Consider the following 16,510-nt stretch of genomic DNA (forward strand, 5'->3'; position numbering starts at 1 on the left):
AGCCGTTGCGGCGTACTGCATGAGGGGGAATCAGCGTGCCCGCGGCGACGGCACGGGCTGCTGCCCGCCCGGCGCCAGCCCGGCGATCTTCGGCGTGGTCGTCACCACGTCGCCGCATTGTGCGCGATGACGCAGCGCGTGGTCGATCAGCACCAGCGCCAGCATGGATTCGGCGATGGGCGTGGCACGGATGCCGACACACGGGTCGTGGCGGCCGTGCGTGTTAACGATGACGGGACTGCCCTGCCTGTCGATCGAGCGCCGGTCCAGGCGAATGCTGGACGTCGGCTTGATCGCCATGCTCACCAGGATGTCCTGTCCCGTGGAGATGCCGCCGAGCACACCGCCGGCGTTGTTCGACAGGAAGCCCTCGGGCGTCATCTCGTCGCCATGCTCGGTACCGCGCTGCGCGATCGACGCAAAGCCGGCACCAACCTCCACGCCTTTCACCGCGTTGATGCCCATCATGGCGTAGGCGATGTCAGCGTCCAGGCGGTCGTATACCGGCTCGCCCCAGCCGACCGGGACGCCGCTGGCGACGACGTTGATGCGCGCACCGATCGAATCCCCGGATTTGCGCAGCTCGTCCATGTAGGCCTCCAGCTCCGGCACGATGGCGGCGTTGGGCGCAAAGAACGGGTTGCCAGCGACCTCGTCCCACGACACGAACGGGATTTCGAGCGGACCGAGTTGCGCCATGTAGCCGCGGATCACGATGCCGTAACGTTGCTGCAGCCACTTGCGCGCGATCGCGCCGGCCGCCACCCGCACCGCGGTTTCGCGCGCCGACGAGCGGCCGCCGCCGCGGAAATCGCGTACGCCGTATTTCTGCAGGTAGGCATAATCGGCATGGCCGGGACGGAAGGTGTCGGCAATGTTGCCATAGTCGCGCGAGCGCTGATCCTGGTTGCGGATCAGCAGCGCAATCGGCGTTCCGGTGGTCATCCCTTCGAACACGCCGGAGAGGATCTCGACCTCATCCGGTTCGCGTCGCTGGGTGACGTGGCGCGAGGTACCGGGCTTGCGCCGGTCGAGCTCTGCCTGGATCTCCTCGACTGCGATCGGCAGACCCGGCGGGCAGCCGTCGATCACGCAGCCGATGGCCGGTCCGTGGGATTCGCCGAAAGAAGAAACTGAAAACAGCGTGCCGAAGGAATTGCCCGACATGGAGAGGAAGTTCCGATCAGAAGATGAGGCGCCAGCCGGGCGCATCGACAAGAAAAAAGGCGCTGCCGAGTTTAGCACACGCCTTTTTTCACCCTGCCGGCCCCGCAGTGGGGGCCGTCGCGACGGCAATCAGTGGAAGAAGCTTTCCAGCCGCTCAAACACTTCGTGCTCCGCGCCGTGCTGGCGGACGGCCAGCACGTCCTCGAGTTTCTCCAACTGACGCACCATCTGGTCGAGGCGCTGGTCCTCGTAGACCAGCAGCCAGATGCGGCTGCGGCGTGCATCGCCCAAGGGCATGCACAGGATGCCCTCGACGTTGAACGCGCGACGCGCGAAGAGATTGCAGATGTGGCTCATCACGCCCGGGTGGTTGTTCACCTCGAGCTCCAGCACAATCTTGGCAAAGCCGGCTTGCGGCAGCGGGTCGGCAACCTGCTCGATCATCATCAGCCTCCGATCATCTCGGTATTGGCCGCACCGGGCGGCACCATGGGGTAAACGAACTGTTCGCGGTCGATCGACGCGTGAATCAGGCAGGGGCCGGGCTGCTTGAGCACCTGCGCCAGCGTCGTGCGCGGATCTTCGGCATCGTCCAGATTGACAGCGGGAATGCCGAAGCCTTCGGCGATCTTCACGAAATCGGGCGCGCCGCGATACTTGGACGCGAACACACGCTTGCCGTAGAAGAGATTCTGCTGCTGGTAAACGAGGCCGAGCGAGTTGTTGTTCATCAGCACGATCTTGACGTTCAACCCTTGCTCGGCCAGCGTCGCGAGCTCCTGGATATTCATCTTGAAGCTGCCGTCGCCAGAGAAGCACACCACGGTGCGCTCGGGTTCTGCGAGCGCGGCACCGATGGCTGCCGGCATGCCGAAACCCATCGTGCCGAGGCCGCCCGACGTCAGCCACTGTCGCGGCCGGCGGAACGGATAGGCCTGTGCGACCCACATCTGGTGCTGGCCGACGTCGGTGGTGATGACCGCGCTGTCGTCGAGCACGCTGGCCACCGCCTGGACAAGGCCGTAATGGGTGCGCGGATCGTCCGCCCCCGGCAACTGCATCGGGAAACGCTGCTTCAGGCTCTCGACGTGCGACAGCCAGTGCTCGCGCAGCGTGACCTTGACCCGCGGCAGCAGGGCTTCGAGCGCCGTCCGCACGTCGGAGTGCAGACCGACGTGCGCGGTCTTGATCTTGTGCAGTTCCGAGCGGTCGATGTCGATGTGCACGATCTTCGCGTTCGGGCAGAACGAGGCCGCACGACCGATCGCACGGTCGTCGAAGCGGGCGCCGACGACGACCAGCAGGTCGGCTTCCTCGAGCACGAAATTGGTGTGGCGGGCGCCGTGCATGCCGAGCATGCCGATCGACAGCGGATGGTCCATCGGCATCGCGCCGAGCGCCATCAGCGTCATCGTGGTCGGCATGCTGGCCTGCTCGGCAAGCGTGATGGCAAGCGAGGAAGCCCCCGAGCTCACCACGCCGCCGCCGAGGTAGAGCACCGGGCGCTCGGCCTCGTTGATCATGCGCGCGGCCGTCTCGAGCGCGTCCATGTCGATCTCGGGCGCCTTGTCAGGCACCGCGGGCGGCGGAAAATCGGCGAACTCGATCACCTCGTTCTGCACGTCCTTGGGCACGTCGACCAGCACCGGACCCGGGCGGCCCGACATCGCGATGCGGAAGGCATCCGGGATGACTTCGAGCAGTTCCTGCGCCGAACGCACGAGGAAGTTGTGCTTGGTGATCGGCACGGTGATGCCGTAGATGTCGACTTCCTGGAAGGCGTCAGTGCCAATCATCGACTGCGGCACCTGGCCGGTGATGGCCACCATCGGAATTGAATCGAGGCAGGCGTCGGCAATCGCAGTGACGAGGTTCGTCGCGCCCGGGCCGCTGGAGGCAAAGCACACCTCCGGCTGGCCCGACACGCGCGCCATGCCTTGCGCCATGAAGCCGGCACCCTGCTCATGCCGGGCTAGCACGTGGTGGATCTTGTCGGTCTGCGACAACGCGTCATAAAGCGGCAGGATGGCGCCGCCCGGGATGCCGCAGATGGTGCGAACACCCTGCCGCTCAAGAAGGCGCACGGTCAATTCCGCGCCGGTCATTCTCATCATGTGCTTCTCCTAGATTTTCCTTGCGACGACATCACCGGCAGCCAAAAAAACAAAAACCCCCGCCGGCCTTGCGCGCCGACGGGGGTGATGAATTCTGTTGCCTGACCCTGATCCGTTACGACGCGCGCCTGCCTACGCCTACTACGCGTACGATCAGGGCGACGAGGGATGCAGGAAAACGGGTCATTGCGGTTCAGGCGGTGTAACGGAGAAGATGAAACCATGAAAAGAAGGCAAAAACAAGCGTCTCCTCTACCCGTTCATGCCTCACCGCCGCGCAGGGCGCGACGCAGGATCTTGCCGACGTTGCTCTTGGGCAATTCACTGCGAAATTCCACTCGGTGCGGAACCTTGTAGCCGGTCAGGTTCTGGCGGCAATGTGCAATGACCTCCTGCTCGGTCAACGACGGATCCCTGCGCACGACGAACACCTTGACCGCCTCGCCGCTGCGCTCGTCGGGAACGCCGACCGCTGCCACCTCGAGCACCCCTGGATGACTCGCAATGACGTCCTCGACCTCGTTCGGATAAACGTTGAAGCCCGACACGAGGATCATGTCCTTCTTGCGGTCGACGATGCGCACGAAGCCGCGCTCGTCCATCACCGCGATGTCGCCCGTGCGCAGGAAGCCGTCGGCAGTGAACGCACGCGCGGTGTCGTCCGGCCGGTTCCAGTATCCCCGCATCACCTGCGGCCCCTTTACGCAAAGCTCGCCGCGGCTGCCGGTGGGCTGTTCGACATCGTCATCGTCGCGAATGCTGACCTCGGTCGAAGGCACGGGCAGGCCGATCGAATGATTGAACTCGGCCAGATCAAGAGGATTGATGCACACGGCCGGCGACGTTTCGGTCAGCCCGTAGGCCTCGACGAGCAACCTCCCAGTCGTACGCTGCCACTTCTCCGCCACTGCCTGCTGCACCGCCATCCCGCCACCAAGCGAGATTTTCAGCGCGGAGAAATCCACTTGCGCGAAGTCGGGATTGTTCAACAGCGCGTTGAACAAGGTGTTGACGCCGGTGATCGCTGTGAACCGATATTGCGCCAGTTCCTTGACGAGACCCGGAATGTCGCGGGGATTGGTGATCAGCACGTTGGTGGCGCCAATCTTGAGGAAGGTCAGGCAGTTCGCCGTCAGCGAGAAGATGTGGTAGAGCGGCAGCGCGGTGATGATGATTTCCTCGCCGTCGCGCACATGAGGCGCAATCCACGCATGCGCCTGCTGCAGGTTGGCGATGATGTTGCCGTGGCTGAGCGCCGCGCCCTTGGCGACGCCGGTCGTCCCTCCCGTGTATTGCAGGAAGGCAATGTCGTCCTGCCCTACCGTTACCGGCGCCAGTTCAGCCTTGGCGCCCAGCCCGAGCGCCTCAGCAAAGCGGACCGCTCCGTCCAGTTGCCAGGGCGGCACAAGCTTCTTTACATGACGGACAACGAAATTGACGACCTGGCGCCTGGGAAAATCCAGCATCTCTCCCAGGCTCGCAACCACGATGTGGCGCAGCGGCAGGCTGTGGCAAACCTGCTGCAAGGTGTGTGCGAAGTTCTCCAGGATGACAATCGCCTCGACCCCGGCATCGGCAAGTTGATGCTCGAGTTCGCGGGCCGTGTACAGCGGATTGACGTTGACGATCGTATAGCCCGCGCGCAAAGCACCGAACAAGGCGATGGGATACTGCAGCAGGTTGGGCATCATCAGCGCAACCCGGCTGCCGCGTTGCAGCTTCAGGCCCTGCTGCAGGTAAGCGGCGAACTGTCTCGATTGCTGCTCGAGTTCCGCATAGGTGATCGCCTTGCCCATGCAGACATAGGCAGGATGCGAGGCGAAGCGCCGCACGCTCTGTTCGAACAGATCGCCGATCGAACGATAAGCGCCGACATCGATCTCGGCCGGAACGCCGGGGGGATAGCTTCTGAGCCAGATCTTTTCCACCATGCCTCCTCGCCCAGCAAGGTCCTTCGCCCCAGCGTCGGCAGGCCATCCGGCGGCTGCATGCGACATCGCACCGCCTGTGCCGCGACGATCAGCTCTCGCCTTCTTCGGCCGGCCAGTTGCGGATGTAGTTCTTCAGCATGCGGTTCTCGAAGCTCTGCTCCTCCAGCACCGCCTTGGCGACATCGTGGAAGCTGACCACGCCGAGAAGGACGCCCCCATCCATCACCGGCAGGTAGCGTTGGTGATGCTCGACCATCAGCCGGCGCAACTCGTCCATTTCCATGTTGGGCGACGCCGACAGCGGATTCGGCAGCATGGCTTGCTCGATGCTGACGGTTTCCCATGACGCGGCCGCGCGCTGAACGGCCTTCAGCACCTCGCGGAAAGTCAGCAGGCCGACCATGTGTCCGCGCGAGAACACCACGAGCGAACCGACGTCCTGCTCGTTCATGATGGCGACGGCTTCCGCGACGCTCCTGTTAGGCGCGATCGTGTACAGAACCTTCCCCTTGATCGCGAGGATCTCGCTCACCAGCATCTTCTTCTCCCTGACGTCATGTCGAATGGCGGGTTATGGCGTGGCCACAGCATGGTAGTGCAATGCCGCCATGACGCCTAGCGAGCGGCCGGCCGCGGCACATCAGCGCTTGAGCTCGCCGAGCTTGTCCTTCACCTTGGCCCACTCTTCGGCATCCGGCAGCGCATCCTTGCGCTCGACGATCGGCTTCCACTGCTTGGACAGCTCGGCATTGAGCGCGATGAAATGCCGCTGACCTTCCGGCACGTCGTCCTCGGCAAAGATCGCCTCCACCGGGCACTCGGCGACGCACAGCGTGCAGTCGATGCACTCGTCGGGATCGATCGCGAGGAAATTCGGCCCCTCGCGGAAACAGTCGACGGGGCAGACATCGACACAGTCAGTGTATTTGCAGCGAATGCAGGATTCGGTCACAACGTAGGCCATTTCCGTCTCTCTCCTTGTAGACCCCATGGTGTTGACGGGTTGCCCCGTCGAGCGCTCCTATATTAGTCCAGCGTTTTGGATTTCCGCCACGTACCACCCGTGAGGACGCACCGAAAGCGGATATCTGCTTGACGGGGCAGCCTCGTTCGCATAAGTTGATGAGAAAAATTCCGGGGACGATCCCACGCCCCCTGATCTCCGGGCCTCCAGCCGGCCCGCCTCCACTCTGATCCACATCCTTACGCCCCCCTGTTGCGAGGAACCATGAGCGAGCATATTCATTATGTGACCGACGGCAACTTCGACTCCGAAGTGCTGCAGTCCCAGACCCCGGTGCTTGTCGATTACTGGGCCGAATGGTGCGGCCCCTGCAAGATGATCGCGCCGATTCTCGACGATGTCGCCAAGGACTATGCAGGCAAGCTGAAAGTCGCCAAGCTGAACATCGACGAAAACCAGGAAACCCCCGCGAAATATGGCATTCGTGGCATCCCCACGCTCATGCTGTTCAAGGGTGGCAACGTCGAGGCGACCAAGGTTGGCGCCCTTTCCAAATCTCAACTGACCGCCTTCATTGACAGCAACATCTAAGCCGGACGCTCCGGCCCGTTCTCGCGGTCCTTCGCGCGCCCGTCGCCGTGGGCCCCGCAACCGCGACGGTAATTCCCCCCAGAATCCCACGCCTGACAACGACCTGCTCGATTTCGACGGGTCGCTCGAGGAAGGCGCGTCATCGTCCCCCGAAACGAGCAACGTTCCTGCGCTGCACCTGTCGGAGTTGAAGGCGCTGCACGTCAGCGAACTGCTCGACATGGCGGTCGCAGCGGACATCGAAGGTGCGAACCGGCTGCGCAAGCAGGAGCTGGTGTTCGCCCTGTTGAAGAACCGGGCACGAAAGGGCGAGCCGATCTGCGGTGATGGCGCGCTCGAAGTGCTGCCCGACGGTTTCGGCTTCCTGCGTTCGCCGGACACTTCGTACCTGGCCGGAACGGATGACATCTACGTGTCGCCGTCGCAGATCCGACGCTTCAACCTGCGCACCGGCGACACGATCGAAGGCGAGATCCGCACGCCCAAGGACGGCGAACGCTATTTCGCCCTGGTGAAGCTCGACAAGATCAACGGCCGGCCTCCCGAGGAGTGCAAGCGCAAGATCCTGTTCGAGAACCTGACGCCGCTGCATCCGCAGGAGTGCCTGCGGCTCGAGCAGGAAACGCGCGGCGAGGAGAACATCACCAGCCGCGTGATCGACATGATCGCGCCGATCGGCAAGGGCCAGCGCGGCCTGCTGGTCGCCCCGCCCAAGAGCGGCAAGACGGTGATGCTGCAGCACATCGCGCACTCGATCACGGCCAACCATCCGGACGTGGCGCTGATCGTGCTGCTGATCGACGAACGTCCCGAGGAAGTGACCGAGATGCAGCGCTCGGTCAAGGGAGAGGTCGTCGCGTCGACGTTCGACGAGCCGGCATCGCGACACGTTCAGGTTGCCGAGATGGTGATCGAGAAGGCCAAGCGCCTGACCGAGCACAAGCGTGACGTGGTAATCCTGCTCGATTCGCTGACGCGCCTGGCGCGCGCCTACAACACCGTCGTGCCTGCCTCGGGCAAGGTGCTGACAGGCGGCGTGGACGCCAACGCCCTGCAAAAGCCCAAGCGCTTCTTCGGCGCGGCGCGCAACATCGAGGAAGGCGGCTCCCTCACCATCATCGCCACGGCGCTGATCGACACCGGCAGCCGCATGGATGACGTGATCTACGAGGAGTTCAAGGGCACCGGCAACATGGAGCTCCACCTCGACCGACGCATGGCAGAAAAACGCGTGTATCCGGCCATCAACGTCAACCGCTCCGGGACGCGCCGCGAGGAATTGCTGCTCAAGCCCGACGTGTTGCAGAAGGTGTGGATCCTGCGCAAACTTCTGTACGGCATGGATGACATCGATGCGATGGAATTCCTGCTCGACAAGATCAAAGCCACCAAGAGCAACGCGGAGTTTTTCGACGCGATGCGATCAGGGCGCTGAAGACATTCAAGCATCATTGAAAAAGCCACCTCGCGGTGGCTTTTTTTGTTGCGGCGCCTCGTCGAGGCGGCACGTCTGCGGGAAAACTCACTTCGAGTATGTATAGAAGCCCTTGCCCGTCTTGCGTCCCAGATAGCCGGCCTCGACCATCTCCACCAGCAAGGGCGCAGGGCGATACTTCGGATCCTTGGTGCCCTCGTATAGCACCTGCATCACCGCCAGTTCCACGTCGAGGCCGATGAGGTCGCAGAGCGCCAGCGGGCCGATGGGATGATTGCAGCCCAGCTTCATCGCCTCGTCGATCTGCTCGGCCGTAGCCAGGCCTTCGGCGAAGGTGAAGATCGCCTCGTTGATCATCGGGCACAACATGCGGTTGACGACGAAGCCCGGGCTGTTCTTGACCTTGACCGGCGTCTTGCCGATCGCCTTGGCAAGATTCTCCACCGAAGTGAAGGTTCCCGCCGAAGTCTGCAGCCCGCAGATCACCTCGACCAGCGCCATCATGGGCACCGGGTTGAAGAAATGCATGCCGATGACTTGCTCGGGCCGCTTGGTGCCTGCGGCAAGGAGCGTGATCGAAATCGATGAGGTGTTGCTGGCGATGATGGCGTCTGGGCCGAGGATGGCGTCGAGATCGGCGAACACCTTGAGCTTGAGGTCGATATTCTCGCTCGCGGCCTCGATCACGAGATCGCAGCCAGCCAGACTCTGCAGCGCGGTTGCAGTCTGGATGCGGCCAAGCGTCGCCGCCTTTTCCGCTTCGCTCATCTTCTCGCGCTTGATGAGGCGATCCATGCTGCCCGTGATCGTGGCCAGGCCGCGCTGAACCTGGGCTTCAGAGATGTCCATCATCACGACATCGAGACCTGCAACCGCGCACGCCTGGGTGATGCCGCTACCCATCGTCCCAGCTCCGACAACTCCGATCTTCCTGATTTCCATCACTTGTCACCTATCGATGCGTTGCAGGACCTTGCAACGCACCCATGTCACGGAGGCATGACGCGCCGATGCAAGGAAAATGGACAAGCACTCTAACGGATAGGACGACGGGTCGCCAGTGGAAAAACCGTGAAAAAAGGGAGCCTGACGGCTCCCTTTTTTCGTTGGTGGCGGAGTGGACGGGACTCGAACCCGCGACCCCCGGCGTGACAGGCCGGTATTCTAACCGACTGAACTACCACTCCGCACTGATCATGCCTTCAGACTCTGCCGAAGGCGCGAGCTGATCAATGATCAACTCGCCTTTGTTGGCGTCCCCACGGGGATTCGAACCCCGGTTATCGCCGTGAAAGGGCGGTGTCCTAGGCCTCTAGACGATGGGGACTACGTACTGCCTTGCTACCATTACAACCTGTTGGTGGAGGTAAGCGGGATCGAACCGCTGACCTCTTGCATGCCATGCAAGCGCTCTCCCAGCTGAGCTATACCCCCAACGAGCCGGCGAGTATAGCTTCTGTTCAAGCTCACCGCAATACCCGGCTTCGACCGGCTTGCAGGACTCTCCTGCAAAAACTGGCGGAGTGGACGGGACTCGAACCCGCGACCCCCGGCGTGACAGGCCGGTATTCTAACCGACTGAACTACCACTCCGCACTGACCTGCGCCGACTTACCATCGGCTTTGCACTGCAGCATCGTGCTGCAACGCATTTGACTGGCGTCCCCACGGGGATTCGAACCCCGGTTATCGCCGTGAAAGGGCGGTGTCCTAGGCCTCTAGACGATGGGGACTACGTACTGCCTTACTTCCACTTCTTTCGCTTGGTGGAGGTAAGCGGGATCGAACCGCTGACCTCTTGCATGCCATGCAAGCGCTCTCCCAGCTGAGCTATACCCCCGACATCGAAAGAGCGCGCATTATAGGGCCTGAATCAGGGCCTGTAAACCTATTTTGAGCCTTTCAGTTCCAAAGCCTCGTCCCCGCTCGTCAGCACCTTGCCCGGGTTCATCAGCCCCCGCGGGTCGAAGGCCTTCTTGACGGCCTTCATCATATCGAGTTCCACCGCGGACTTGTAGCGGCGAACCTCATCGCACTTGAGCTGCCCCAAACCATGCTCGGCCGAAATCGATCCGCCCAGGCGGACGACAAGATCGTGAACGATGCGATTGACCTGCGTGGTCAGCGCAATGAACGCCGGATTGTCCTGCGCCACCGCCTTGGACAGGTTGTAATGCAGGTTACCGTCGCCGATGTGGCCGAAAGCGACGATGCGCACGTCCGGCCACTCCGCCTTTAGCGCTGCATTCGCGCACTCCAGGAAGGCCGGGATGCGACTCACCGGGACGGAGATGTCGTGCTTGATGCTGACGCCTTCCAGCCGCTGCGCCTCCGAGATGCTTTCCCGGAGCGACCATAACGCCTGTGCCTGCGCCTGCGTCGTCGCAATGACGGCGTCTCCCACTAGCCCTGTGTCCAGGGCGTCGGCGAGCGCGGCATCGAAGGCCTCGCTCAGGCCGCCGCTGCGGAGCGTATCGGACAGCTCGATCAATACCGACCACGGCCCGGGATCAGCGAGCGGCAGCCGGCTGCCAGGAATGTGGCGCACGACCAGCTCGAGCGCGTTGTGGCCGACGATCTCGAACGCGGTGACGCGGTCACCGCAGACTCCACGCAGAATGCCGAGCAGCGTCACCGCGGCCGCAGGGTCCGGCACTGAAACCCAGGCGACGCGCGACTGGCTGATCGCCGGGAAGAGCTTGAGCACTGCCGCTGTGATGATGCCCAACGTACCTTCAGCGCCGACGAACAGATGCTTCAGGTCGTAGCCGGTGTTGTCCTTGCGCAGGGCACGCAGCCCGTCCCAGATTCGCCCGTCGGGCAGGACCACCTCCAGGCCCAGCACCATGTCGCGGGCGTTGCCGTAACGCAGCACCTGAACGCCGCCTGCGTTGGTCGACAGGTTGCCGCCAATCTGGCAACTGCCCTCGGACGCCAGAGAAAGCGGAAAGAAGCGGTCTGCCGAGGCCGCCGCCGCCTGGACCTGAGCCAGCGTGCAGCCAGCGTCGACGCACAGTGCGTTGTTGTCGGCATCGATGGAACGGATCCGGTTCATGCGCGAAAGGCTGAGGACGATGGAACGACCGTCCGCCAGTGGCGTCGCCCCGCCGCATAATCCGGTATTGCCACCCTGCGGCACGATGGGGACTCCCGCTTCCACGCAACGTTGCACCACCATGGCGACCTCCTGCGTGCTCGCCGGCCTGACGACGGCGAGCGCGGCGCCGCGATAACGCCCGCGCCAATCCTGCAGGCAGGCCGCCATGTCTGCCGCTGCGGTGACAACAGCCTCGCGGCCCACGGCCTCCACAAGACCTTCCAGGAAGGAATTCATCGGGGCGACTCCCACGGTCCGGGCCGAACGCTAGGCCCCCGGCCCGCCAAGTTGGTCGAGCAGGTAGCGCAGGGCCGGGCGGGCCCGTGCGACGGCAGCCTCGCCTTCGACGATGGCTTCTCCTGCACGGTGATAATCCATCAGACCCAGTTGACCGACGCGCGGCGAGATCAGCACGTCGGCCGGCTCGCCGGCAAGACGGCTGCGGGCAATGCGCACCTGCATGATGTTGATGCTCGAAGTGATCACCGTGACGAGCGACGGAAGATTCGTGGACGCGTCCGGCAGCGGCGCCGCGCCGTTCATTCCCGGGAATCCCAGGCGCGCGAGCAGGCGATCGCTCCAGCCGGCCTCCGTCTCGTCCTTGGGCACGGGCTCGCGCGCGGTACGCCGCCAGGCGCGCCCCGCCATGTCTGACCCCAGATCCACCGCGATCACGACGTCAGCACCCATCGCACGACAGAGCGAAACCGGCACCGGGTTGACGAGCCCACCATCGACCAGCAGACGCCCCTGGTACATGACCGGCGTGAATAGCCCCGGGAGCGCAATGGAGGCGCGCACCGCCGCGGAGACGCTGCCTTCGTGCAGCCAGACTTCCCGACCGGAATCGAGCTCCGTGGCCACGCAGGCGAAGCGGCGGTCAAGCGCGGAGAAATCGCGATCGACGAAATTGCGCTCGAAGAACTGGATCAGGCGTTCGCCCTTGATCAGGCCACCACGCAGGGAGACGTCGAGCAGCGACACGACATCCTGCCATTTGAGCGATTCCGCCCATTGGGTCAGCTTGTCGAGATCGCCCGAGGCCGCAGCGGCGCCGACGAAGGCTCCGATGGAGCATCCGCAGACGATCTGCGGCACCACGCCCTCGTTAGCGAGCGCCCGCAGCACGCCGAGATGCGCCCAGCCACGCGCCGCGCCGCTGCCGAGCACGAGTCCCACCACGGGCGAATCACCCGCCCCCGCAGCATGCAGCGTCGGATTGAGCGGCGGCAATTCAGCCATCGCAGCCCCGCAGGAAACGCGTCAGGCCGTGTCGTGCCGCAAGCGAAATGTCAGCCGACGCGCTCGGCGTAGAGATCGTGCACATCGCAATCGGTAATGCGCACCTGTACGAAATCCCCCGGCTGCAGGTCGTCACCGTCCGGAATGATGACCAGTCCGTCGATTTCCGGGGCATCGCCGGCGGAGCGCGCAATCGCCCCCTCCTCGTCGACTTCGTCCACCAGCACCGTCAATTCGCGGCCGATCCGGGCTTCGAGGCGCTGGGTGGAGATGTCCTCCTGGAAATCCATCAGCCTCGCACGCCGCTCTTCGCGCACGTCTTCCGGCACCGGATCCGGCAGCTCGTTCGCCGCCGCACCTTCGACCGGCGAATAGGCGAAGGCGCCGACCCGGTCGAGCTGGGCCTCTTCCAGGAAGCGCAGCAATTGCTCGAAATCCTCCTCCGTCTCGCCGGGAAAGCCGGTGATGAAGGTGGAACGGATCGTCAGGTCCGGGCAGATGCTGCGCCACTTGCGCACACGCTCGAGAACGTTTTCGGCGTTAGCCGGCCGCTTCATCGCCTTCAGGATCCTGGGGCTTGCATGCTGGAAGGGCACGTCCAGATACGGAAGGATCTTGCCTTCGGCCATCAGCGGGATCAGATCGTCCACACTGGGATACGGATATACGTAATGCAGCCGGATCCAGATGCCGAGCTCACCAAGCGCCTCCGCCAGTTCCAGCAAGCGGGTCTTCATCGGGCGGCCTCCCCAGAAACCGGTGCGGTATTTCACGTCCACGCCGTAGGCGGAGGTATCCTGCGAGATCACCAGGATTTCCTTCACGCCCGCATCGACCAGCGCCTCTGCCTCGCGCATCACCTCGTGGATCGGCCGACTCACCAGATCACCGCGCATCGAGGGAATGATGCAGAAGGTGCAGCGATGATTGCAGCCTTCCGAGATCTTCAGGTAAGCGTAATGCTGCGGCGTCAGGCGGATGCCCTGCGGCGGCACCAGATCGGTGAATGGATCGTGCGGCTTCGGCAGGTGCTTGTGCACCGCGTGCATGACCTCCTCGGTCGCGTGCGGGCCGGTGACGGCCAGCACCTGAGGATGCGCGGCAAGCACGACGTCGTCCTTGGCGCCCAGGCAACCGGTGACGATCACCTTGCCGTTTTCGGCAAGCGCCTCGCCGATCGCGTCGAGCGACTCCTCGACGGCTGCGTCGATGAAACCGCAGGTATTGACGACCACCAGATCGGCGTCGTCGTAGTTTCCGGAGATCATGTAACCCTCGGCCCGCAGACGGGTGAGGATGTGCTCCGAGTCGACCGTCGCCTTCGGACAGCCGAGCGAAACGAAGCCGACTTTCGGCACTTCGGTCGATTTCTGGGTGGTCATGCTTGAATGTACCTGTCTGGTCGGGCGGCAGCGGGACGCGCCGGCGCACCGACTCGCGCCTACTGCCGGCCGGCTTACTTCCCGGCGCCAGCCTTGCCGCTGGTCGTCACCGAATCGGGCCTCCCTTCCGCGTCGGCCGCAGCGCCATAGGAAGGGAACTGGAAGCCGGAAAACATGTTGCGTGTCTGGCTCTCGAGCTGCTCCTGCATCTGCTGGAACATCTTCTTCGACTGCTCAACGTAGGCGCCCATCATGCTCTGCAGGGCCGGTCCCTGGAAGTTCAGGAACTGCGCCCACAGATCCTGCCCGACCGGGCTGTTCTCGCCATAGATGGCACGAGCCTGTTCCTGCAGTTTCGCCTGCATGTCGGTGAAGGCCTTGATGTTGCTCTCCAGGTACTTGCCCATCATCCCCTGCATGGCATTGCCGTAGAAGCGGATCATGTGCGCGAGCAGGTCGCTGGTGAACATCGGCGCACCACCGGCCTCCTCCTCGAGGATGATCTGCAGCAGGATGCTGCGCGTCAGGTCTTCGCCGCTTTTCGCATCCACCACCTGGAACTCGTCGTGATTGAGCACCAGCTCCTTGACGTCGGTCAGCGTGATGTAGGAACTCGTCCGCGTATCGTAGAGGCGGCGATTCGGGTACTTCTTGATCAGGCGCGGCTGTTCAGCCATTTCTCCATCTCCTCGGCGGCGGTCGATTCCGCTCTTGAATTACACAAACATTATACCGCGCTGCGAAAACGAAACCCCGTCTTGCGACGGGGTTCTTGATTCAGCGCGTGATGCAGTGCCACATCAGCACATGTGCAGGCCGCCGTTGATGTTGATGGTGGCGCCGGTGATGTAGGCCGCCTTGTCGGAGGCGAGATAGGCACACAGGTCGCCGATCTCGTCGGGACGGCCAAGACGCTTCATCGGCACCTGGTCAATGATGCCCTGGCGGATGTCCTCGCGAATCGCCATCACCATGTCAGTCCCGATGTAGCCCGGCGCGATCGCGTTAACCGTGACGCCCTTGGTCGCGAGCTCGGCCGCCAGCGCCTTGGTAAAGCCGAGTACGCCCGCCTTCGCGGTCGAGTAGTTCGTCTGCCCCGCCTGGCCCTTGACGCCATTCACCGACGAGATGTTGATGATGCGGCCCCAGCCACGCTCGGCCATCTTCCCAGATACATGATGGGTGACGTTGAACAGGCTGTTGAGATTGGTGTTGATCACCGCATCCCACTGGCCCTTTTCCATCTTGGGGAAAAACTTGTCGCGCGTGATGCCGGCGTTATTCACCAGCACGTCGATCTGGCCGACTTCAGCTTCGACCTTGGCGACCATGGCCGCGCAGGATTCGTAGTTGGAGACGTCACCTTCGGCGACAGCGAAATTGAACCCAAGGTCGCGCTGGGCAGCCAGCCAGCCTTCCTTCTGCTCGAAACCCGGCAGGCAGTTGGCAACCACCTTGAAGCCGTCCTTTGCAAGCGACTGGCAAATTGCCGTGCCGAGGCCACCCATGGCGCCGGTGACGAGAGCAATCTTCTGCGACATTGTCTGATCCTTCTGGAACGGTTGTAAGGGCCGAAAAAACGCCCCGCCAAACCCAGACCCCCGGGGAGCAATTCTCGACCTTTCATGCGGCATCGCATCAGCAATACCGTGAAACCATTATAAACCCATCGGGCCCAGGATGTTGCAACGCAAAATCAAAGGTCTTCAAGCGTATCGAGTAGGGGACGGGGTCACCCCCGTCGCCCTCTCACACCACCGTACGTGCGGTTCCGCATACGGCGGTTCATGAAAGACACTGGAGCCGTCGCGTCGTATCGAGCAGCGACACCAGACCCAAACGATCAAAGAAGGACTTCGGGAAGGCCGCGTTCATGTGACTGGCGCCACTGTTCCACCACGGCCCACGTTGATTGAGCGCCGAGCGAAACGCGCGCTCCTCCTTCAGTCCCGCCTTCATCAGGTTCTTGGCACGAGTATACGGGCGCTTCCACTGCCGCCACAAAATGCAGCGCAGCTTGCGCCTGAGCCATCCGTCAAGCTCTTCCAGTGCCCGCTTGGTCTCGGTCAGCTTGAAGTACGCTGCCCAGCCCCGGAGCACCGGGTTCAGCTCTTCGATCGTGGCGCGCACGCTGCGCCCCCTCGCGCCTTTAAGCACTTCCCGAATCTTGTCCTCCAGTCGCTGAAGACTGGTCGGTGCGATCCGCAGCTTCGGGGCCTTGTGCCAGGTCAGGCTGTAGCCCAGAAACTTCCGCTCCCACGGCCGTGCGACCGCACTCTTGGCCTCATTGACCGTGAGCTTGAGCCGCTCGGACAGGAACTGAGTGATACCGGCCAGAACACGCTCGCCTGCCGCTTGGGTGCGAACATAGATGTTGCAGTCGTCCGCATAGCGACAGAACGCGTGACCCCGGCGCTCCAGTTCCCGATCCAATTCCGTCAGCAGGATGTTCGACAGCAGCGGACTCAGCGGGCCGCCTTGCGGCGTACCCTGCGTCCTCGGGCTGACGACGCCCTCTGCCATCATCCCCGCTTCCAGATACCGTCGGATCAGCTTCAGTACCCGCCCATCCTCGATCTTCTTCGCC

15 protein-coding genes and 6 tRNA genes are annotated in these 16,510 nt (G+C 63.2%); 2 read left to right on the top strand and 19 right to left on the bottom strand.

The genetic code is table 11. The features are described 5' to 3' along the window. Positions 1-30 precede the first annotated feature (30 nt). The 6 genes from aroC to fdxA all read right to left on the bottom strand — a co-directional run bounded on the left by aroC (position 31) and on the right by fdxA (position 6,176). Entirely contained in the window at positions 31-1,167 is a 1,137-nt protein-coding gene (aroC, locus tag GH664_RS04805) for a chorismate synthase (protein WP_153166977.1), read from the bottom strand. A gap of 129 nt (positions 1,168-1,296) precedes the next feature. After that, positions 1,297-1,614, bottom strand: a complete 318-nt coding sequence (gene ilvN / locus GH664_RS04810; protein WP_153166978.1) for an acetolactate synthase small subunit — start codon at positions 1,612-1,614, stop codon at positions 1,297-1,299. Next, positions 1,614-3,281: an acetolactate synthase large subunit gene (ilvB, locus tag GH664_RS04815; RefSeq protein ID WP_153166979.1), complete on the bottom strand. Its 1,668-nt coding sequence runs from the start codon at positions 3,279-3,281 to the stop codon at positions 1,614-1,616. Before ilvB ends, ilvN begins: the two co-directional genes overlap by 1 nt. 260 nt (positions 3,282-3,541) lie before the next feature. Beyond that, complete coding sequence (gene fadD, locus GH664_RS04820; RefSeq protein ID WP_153167014.1) at positions 3,542-5,209, bottom strand: long-chain-fatty-acid--CoA ligase FadD; 1,668 nt, start codon at positions 5,207-5,209, stop codon at positions 3,542-3,544. 91 nt (positions 5,210-5,300) lie between these two features. Further along, complete coding sequence (locus GH664_RS04825; protein WP_153166980.1) at positions 5,301-5,750, bottom strand: CBS domain-containing protein; 450 nt, start codon at positions 5,748-5,750, stop codon at positions 5,301-5,303. Positions 5,751-5,852: 102 nt separating this feature from the next. Then, complete coding sequence (gene fdxA / locus GH664_RS04830; RefSeq protein ID WP_153166981.1) at positions 5,853-6,176, bottom strand: ferredoxin FdxA; 324 nt, start codon at positions 6,174-6,176, stop codon at positions 5,853-5,855. Positions 6,177-6,440: 264 nt separating this feature from the next. On the opposite strand from fdxA, the gene trxA reads away from it, so the two are divergent. Together trxA and rho are read left to right on the top strand one after the other, a co-directional pair. Next, the gene (trxA, locus tag GH664_RS04835; RefSeq protein WP_153166982.1) at positions 6,441-6,767 is read left to right on the top strand and encodes a thioredoxin TrxA; all 327 of its coding nucleotides are present in this window, start codon (positions 6,441-6,443) and stop codon (positions 6,765-6,767) included. 172 nt (positions 6,768-6,939) lie between these two features. Continuing rightward, positions 6,940-8,202: a transcription termination factor Rho gene (rho, locus tag GH664_RS04840; protein WP_096452155.1), complete on the top strand. Its 1,263-nt coding sequence runs from the start codon at positions 6,940-6,942 to the stop codon at positions 8,200-8,202. Positions 8,203-8,289: 87 nt separating this feature from the next. Here the strand turns inward: rho and GH664_RS04845 are convergent, their stop codons facing one another. The 13 genes from GH664_RS04845 to GH664_RS04905 all read right to left on the bottom strand — a co-directional run. Then, positions 8,290-9,144, bottom strand: a complete 855-nt coding sequence (locus GH664_RS04845; RefSeq protein WP_153166983.1) for a 3-hydroxybutyryl-CoA dehydrogenase — start codon at positions 9,142-9,144, stop codon at positions 8,290-8,292. A 168-nt stretch (positions 9,145-9,312) separates the two neighbouring features. Then, a tRNA-Asp gene (locus GH664_RS04850) sits at positions 9,313-9,389 on the bottom strand. Between the two features lie 64 nt (positions 9,390-9,453). Beyond that, a tRNA-Glu gene (locus GH664_RS04855) sits at positions 9,454-9,529 on the bottom strand. A gap of 31 nt (positions 9,530-9,560) precedes the next feature. Continuing rightward, positions 9,561-9,636 (bottom strand) — tRNA-Ala (locus tag GH664_RS04860). A gap of 82 nt (positions 9,637-9,718) precedes the next feature. After that, positions 9,719-9,795 (bottom strand) — tRNA-Asp (locus GH664_RS04865). 64 nt (positions 9,796-9,859) lie between these two features. Beyond that, positions 9,860-9,935: transfer RNA gene (locus GH664_RS04870), tRNA-Glu, on the bottom strand. Between the two features lie 31 nt (positions 9,936-9,966). After that, positions 9,967-10,042: transfer RNA gene (locus tag GH664_RS04875), tRNA-Ala, on the bottom strand. Positions 10,043-10,090: 48 nt separating this feature from the next. Further along, positions 10,091-11,536 (bottom strand): FAD-binding oxidoreductase, encoded by a 1,446-nt coding sequence (locus GH664_RS04880; protein WP_153166984.1) that lies wholly within the window; start codon positions 11,534-11,536, stop codon positions 10,091-10,093. A 30-nt stretch (positions 11,537-11,566) separates the two neighbouring features. Next, positions 11,567-12,541 (bottom strand): patatin-like phospholipase RssA, encoded by a 975-nt coding sequence (rssA, locus tag GH664_RS04885; RefSeq protein ID WP_153166985.1) that lies wholly within the window; start codon positions 12,539-12,541, stop codon positions 11,567-11,569. A gap of 50 nt (positions 12,542-12,591) precedes the next feature. After that, positions 12,592-13,923 carry a 30S ribosomal protein S12 methylthiotransferase RimO gene (gene rimO / locus GH664_RS04890; RefSeq protein ID WP_153166986.1) on the bottom strand — a complete coding sequence of 444 codons (1,332 nt, stop codon included), beginning with the start codon at positions 13,921-13,923 and terminating at the stop codon, positions 12,592-12,594. Positions 13,924-13,997: 74 nt separating this feature from the next. Beyond that, complete coding sequence (gene phaR / locus GH664_RS04895; RefSeq protein WP_153166987.1) at positions 13,998-14,600, bottom strand: polyhydroxyalkanoate synthesis repressor PhaR; 603 nt, start codon at positions 14,598-14,600, stop codon at positions 13,998-14,000. Positions 14,601-14,723: 123 nt separating this feature from the next. After that, entirely contained in the window at positions 14,724-15,464 is a 741-nt protein-coding gene (locus GH664_RS04900; protein ID WP_153166988.1) for a beta-ketoacyl-ACP reductase, read from the bottom strand. 244 nt (positions 15,465-15,708) lie between these two features. After that, positions 15,709-16,510 (bottom strand): group II intron maturase-specific domain-containing protein (locus tag GH664_RS04905; protein WP_255424905.1); only part of this gene is annotated, 802 nt, incomplete at its 5' end.

The organism is Thauera sp. 2A1, assembly GCF_009469595.2.
Lineage (GTDB): Bacteria > Pseudomonadota > Gammaproteobacteria > Burkholderiales > Rhodocyclaceae > Thauera.